This window comes from Haemophilus paraphrohaemolyticus (genome assembly GCF_002015045.1).
GTDB lineage: Bacteria > Pseudomonadota > Gammaproteobacteria > Enterobacterales > Pasteurellaceae > Haemophilus_A > Haemophilus_A paraphrohaemolyticus.
The window spans coordinates 1-3,387 of sequence record NZ_MUXX01000021.1 but is presented as its reverse complement, the minus strand read 5'-3'; the positions used below and the strand labels follow the sequence as shown (position 1 = coordinate 3,387).

General features: G+C 40.3%; 3 protein-coding genes. 1 reads left to right on the top strand and 2 read right to left on the bottom strand.

Annotated elements, in window-relative coordinates; genetic code table 11:
• Positions 1-35 precede the first annotated feature (35 nt).
• Entirely contained in the window at positions 36-1,022 is a 987-nt protein-coding gene (locus B0184_RS09775) for a replication initiation protein (protein ID WP_078177681.1), read from the bottom strand.
• A gap of 559 nt (positions 1,023-1,581) precedes the next feature.
• On the opposite strand from B0184_RS09775, the gene B0184_RS09770 reads away from it, so the two are divergent.
• The gene (locus B0184_RS09770) at positions 1,582-2,478 is read left to right on the top strand and encodes a cation efflux transmembrane domain-containing protein (RefSeq protein ID WP_005709709.1); all 897 of its coding nucleotides are present in this window, start codon (positions 1,582-1,584) and stop codon (positions 2,476-2,478) included.
• 177 nt (positions 2,479-2,655) lie between these two features.
• On the opposite strand, the gene B0184_RS09765 is transcribed toward B0184_RS09770, so the two are convergent.
• On the bottom strand, positions 2,656-2,937 hold the full coding sequence (locus B0184_RS09765; protein ID WP_005709710.1) for a hypothetical protein: 282 nt from the start codon (positions 2,935-2,937) through the stop codon (positions 2,656-2,658).
• Positions 2,938-3,387 lie beyond the last annotated feature (450 nt).

Here is a 3,387-nt window from a genome sequence, read left to right as displayed (position 1 = left end):
TCTATCGATTTTTTATGTTCCAATTATGCCATCGGTCATAGTTTTACTAGTTCGCACTTCACAATCTTGTAGCCTCGTTTTTTAAGCTCATCTACAAATGTTTTCTTAGTACCTAGCTTTGATTTGTTGCTTGCATTGCCCGCTAAAAAGATCCAGTAAAAGAGCAAATCTTCATTCGGCACGTCTTCGATTTTTTGATAAAAGTCCTCAAGGATTTTTAAGCAATCTTTAGCCCAAACACCGTATTCATGATTGCTCATACGTGGATCATCTCGATTGAGAGTGACGTATTTTCCGTATTTATTTTTATGCGGAAATGCCGGGCGTTTCTGTTCGATTTTTACCGCACTTTTCTTGCTTTTAATTGTAAATTTTAACGAAACAATGCTGCGCCCTCGCTTGATCGGCTCAACACTTACAAGAAGATCCGATTTAGCATTGATTTCATCAATAGCGGGCGTTAAAACACGCTGGTTAAAATTATTATATCTATCGTATTTATCCGAAACTTGTAACCAATCTTTAAGCTCATCAACACTTGTTTGTCTCCACCCTGTATCCCTATATTGAGAGCATAATTCATATAATCGAATTGTATGCGTACTAGAAAAAGCACCAATATTTACCAATTGATATTTAGTAAAGTTATTATGCAACTGCGCGATATAGGGTAGTAAATCCTCATGGAATTCGATATAAAAACGCCCTTCTTTTTTGAAATATGTTCTCTTATTAACTAAAACCACTTCAGTTAATTCTTTTTCATTATCTACCAATACAATCCAACGCTTTGATATTTTAAGTATTGCATTCCTAACCTGGGTATAAGCTGATTTTTCATCAACATCAGGAAAATGCTTACAGAAATCCGCAATAGTAAAATCAAACCCACGTTTAATAGGATTTTCAGGATTAAAAACACCTAGCGTCAAAGACAAAATTCTCATTTCATCAAGAGTCATGGAATAACTAGCTTGAACAAAACTATTAGCTTTAGAAATTGTTAATGATGTATCAGTCATAACCCACCCTTACGGTAACAAACAGCCATTAAAGACTACAATAAAAAATAAAAGTAGTCAAATACCGTAAATTTGTAGTCTTTTAACCGTAAATTTGTAGTCTTATAACCGTAAATCTGTAGTCTTATAAATAGCAAACCCCTTGTGCGACAAGCGATCCCAGAGCCTACAAACAAGAATACAAACAAGAATACAAAAAAATAGAGCCTAAAGGCTCTTTTTGGGGGCTTTCAGCCCTAATTTTTTATTTTTTTATTCAATGCAGAATTTAATAAGATTCCTAATGATTTTGCTATGCGTGTTGCTCAAGGGATTAGGCTATCAGATGAAGAAAAGAAAGAATTAAAAAGATTATTTATTAATATGGATTTTAAGCAAAAGAAACCATAAAGCCCCGAAGTGGTATATAAAAAATCGGAGCCGTAGGCGACTTCATTCAACTGTGCCAACTGACCAATGCGCATCAGCCTCCTCCCCAACGGATTCTTTACTCTATTGACCTTATAGTAGCTTTATAGTTTAAAATGGTACCACAACATTGTTCAAGTGGAGTCGTATTATGAGCAAATCCTGTGGTGGCGCCTGTGGCTGTGATGCAACGTCCGCAGCGGATACCGATATACAGGCCTCCTCCGAGGCGCCAGGGAGATGGGTCAGTGTTTATGCAGTGCCGAAGATGGACTGTCCATCAGAAGAACGAATGATTCGCCTAGCCCTGAACGGCTTTGAGGAGATTCGGGCGCTGTCCTTCGACTTGTCGAACCGCCGGCTGAAGGTCGTGCATGACGGCGAGGTCGAGCCCGTCACCTCGAAACTGAAGACCTTGGGGCTAGGCGCCTCGCTTCAGGAAACCGTCGCTGCAAATCCAGAGACCATCAAGGCCGCCGAGTTTTCGGCAGCTTCTGCTAAGCAAGAATCCGGGACCCTGCGCTGGTTGCTCGGCATCAATGCACTTCTGTTCGTGGTGGAAATGACTGCCGGTCTGATCGCCCAGTCCACCGGCCTGATTGGAGAATCCCTGGACAATTTTTCCGATGCGGCGGTGTACGGGCTTGCCCTTTATGCGGTTGGACATAGCGTGAAAATGCAGGTACGTGCCGCACATCTTGCTGGTGTACTGCAACTGATCTTGGCTGTGGGCGTGCTCGTAGAGGTGGTGAGACGCTTTGTATTCGGTAGTGAGCCTGAATCTCTGGTGATGATGGCTATCGCATTCGTCGCATTGATTGCCAATACCAGTTGTCTGCTGCTCATATCCAAACATCGGGAAGGCGGGGCGCACATGAAGGCAAGCTGGATATTCTCGGCCAACGACGTGGTAATCAACCTGGGGGGCATCACCGCCGGCGCCCTGGTCGCGTGGACCGGTTCCAATTATCCAGATCTGATTATCGGCACCATCGCGGGGGGGATTGTACTTAACGGTGCCAGACGCATTTTGGCGTTGAAGGGTTAAATAATGCTCATTATTGGCAAAAAGCTCTCGCCGTATGCCCTGTTTTATCTGCTTATACCCCTGCTTTGTTTTTTCTTTGTTTTTTTAGAGCCTTAATTGCATAGTTAAGCACCTGGTTTCGCATAAGACGTGGTTATGTTAAATGATTTTATGCACATTCCTCAGCATAAAAATTCATTAAAGGGCAGGTATTAAATCTGCATTTTCTTCAATGCGTAGCATCTTCATCTCAGATACAGAGGACGTAAACCAAGAAAGGTTGCTAGCTAATTTTTGAGTAGCTAAAACGCATTGAACAGGTGTTATATCTGCATTACCAAAATAGATATTTTGTTGATAAATGTTGAACCCTAAAGGCTCAAGTATTTTCTGAATATCATCATAAGCATTGTGCCAGTGCTTAGACGGATAGAGTTGTTCTAACAGAGTAATATCGAGTTTGAAAATAATAGCGTACATAATTTTTAGATTGAATTTTTAATGGCAACCTCATTCTAGGTTAAATTTAAATAGATTGCATACATTCGCCCGAAAAGACGATAGCCAAACAGTTAATTTAGATAAAAACCAAAGCAACAACAGAGTAATTGAGAATGCTTTTGAAGTTAGAAATACGCACACCTGTTGCAAATCAAAGATTTGCCTTTTCTTTCTTCGTTTTCAATATCTTACGGAAAAAGTGACTGAAATTTAATCGCATTTATTAAGCACAAATCTGTGCCAAATTTAGCACAAATCTGTTACTGATTGATTTTTAAGGATAAATCAGCAAAAAGCACAGATCTGTGCCATAAAAATGAGTAAAAAACACACACTTTGCACAAATCTGTGCTAAATCTGGCACAAATTTGTGCTTAGATTTCTACCGCCCTCACTCCGTTTCGGTTGCTCAACATAAAAAATCGATAG

What these genes read in the sequence shown, in the direction of transcription:
- B0184_RS09775 (WP_078177681.1), bottom strand. Translation starts at nt 1,022, where the DNA reads ATGACTGATACATCATTAACAATTTCTAAAGCTAATAGTTTTGTTCAA.
- B0184_RS09770 (WP_005709709.1), top strand. Translation starts at nt 1,582, where the DNA reads ATGAGCAAATCCTGTGGTGGCGCCTGTGGCTGTGATGCAACGTCCGCA.
- B0184_RS09765 (WP_005709710.1), bottom strand. Translation starts at nt 2,937, where the DNA reads ATGTACGCTATTATTTTCAAACTCGATATTACTCTGTTAGAACAACTC.